We start from the raw sequence: 1,786 nt of genomic DNA, 5'->3' as shown, positions 1-1,786 counted from the left end.
ATTTCTTCGGGCTTTGGTCTCTTGTTTGCCATTCGTGGTCCTCCGTTTCCTAAACATAACGGTGGACCAGTTCAGTTGGGGAGGCTCAGCGATGCCCACCAGAAGAGTGATAAGCGCTCGTTTGGCACTTTGAATGACACCGGGAAAGAGGCGTTGATTCTCGCCAGAAGCAAGACGCGTTAGAAACGCAACGGAAGCGCGCAGGTGTTTGTGAGTGGTAGAGTGTTCGAAGAACTGGGTCGATTTTGCAATCCGCTCGCATACACTGTCTCTTACGAGCGTTTCACCCAATACAGTCTCAAAGGCTACTTTGTCGACACTCACAAGGCAGAATCCGGTATCGGCCTCTGCTCTGAAGTCGAATGACGTTCCTGGCGGTATGACAAGAACATGATCACTGTTAAAGCTGAACCCGCCAAAGGTACTATCCAAATTCCCATTAGTAAAGAAAACAAAGCCGTATCGATCTTGTGGTGATGCCCCCCACTGATCCAATCTTTGGTTAAAGGTCTCGAAATACAGACCGAGCTCTGAATCGACATTGATCGTTTCAAAACGCCATTCGTCGAGAGCTGCGCTCATCTATAAGTATTTCTGATCATAGCCCGTCAGACAGGCCGCTTGCTCGTCGATATTGCAAAAAAGTGTGTGTGCATCGCAACGGCAGTTGCTTTTCGCCAATCAGATGTGCTTTCGGGTCCTGGTCAGTTATCATTGGGGTGCTTAGAAAGCCTCAAGTAACTGCCTGCCATTTTTATGGTGACGCATCGCAAGTTTTTTTATGCTCTTGCCTCTGCTAGGAATGAAACGCGCTGGAACTGGTAGGAAGTCTGGCTCGCAGGTCTCCGGAAAAAGCTCTTCAATTTCTGCCCGAGCTTCGGGTGAGATAGCTTTATGAGCTTCCGGCCCGATAAACAAGCTTTCTGTCGGCGCACCGTTAGAATAGATGACTTCGTGGTTATCGAAGAGAATGTGGAAATACTCAACTTCTGACAGGTCATCAGCGACGTCGATACCCACTATGCCAACCAATTTGATTGCTGGGATGAGCGTTTCGGTGGTTCCAAACATGCGTTCAACGATTTTGGACCGCACCAGAATACGGTGTTGACGGGAAACCAAAAGATCTTGCCGGGGCAAGCCGCACCCAAGCGCGCCTGCTTTGATACGAACAGGACGCAATTTCGGATTAGACTGCAACTCTATGGGTTGAATTTTACGAGACCCAATCCAGCGAATGGCTTTTGCTGAACTATCCAGTGTCCGCACGCGGTCTCCTACAATTAGATCTTCCACGGGGATGTCGTGCTGGTCACCCGTCTGGATCAACGTACCGGCCGCAAAACAGACAATCGTATCGTCGATGTTAGTGTAGGCAATTGTTCCATCGGAATTGATAAGGGAAAGTGTGCGGTTAGTATCGTCGAACAGCCAAGCCGGCGGAGGGGACGAAAACACGAACAACTGTCCAGGAGGATTTCCGGCAGTCTGGGAAAACACCTCGAAGATGTCATCAAAGGTTTCCCCTGTATCGTTGTTGGTCATTCGATAGAGGCCGCGCGACCGGACGGTGTCTCCCACGTTTAACTCGGTGATGTTGGAGGCAATGATCCTCTGATCGCCGTTTGTCTCGAATGGCGGAGCTTGTTCGATATCGTCAAAAATCGTGTCTCGAAACCCGTTGTCATCTCGAACGGTGACGGTGCCGCCAAATTGAAACCCGTTTGTGCCTCCGATATTGGCAAGGCGATAGATTCCAAAATCAAAGTCAGGCATTTATCGAAGC

The 1,786-nt window shown here is 49.7% G+C and carries 2 protein-coding genes; both read right to left on the bottom strand.

From position 1 onward, the window contains the following. Window positions 1–582, bottom strand: a 582-nt coding sequence (locus tag ACR0K5_RS25050; RefSeq protein WP_480535012.1) for a hypothetical protein, incomplete at its 3' end; no start/stop codon positions are given. 141 nt (window positions 583–723) lie between these two features. Next, window positions 724–1,776, bottom strand: coding sequence for a Hint domain-containing protein (locus ACR0K5_RS25045; protein ID WP_480632219.1), 1,053 nt, complete (start codon window positions 1,774–1,776; stop codon window positions 724–726). Window positions 1,777–1,786: the final 10 nt, after the last annotated feature.

The organism is Ruegeria sp. AB9, from assembly GCF_056542585.1.
The sequence above is the reverse complement of the archived record's forward strand: the minus strand, read 5'-3'. Positions and strand labels throughout refer to the sequence as shown.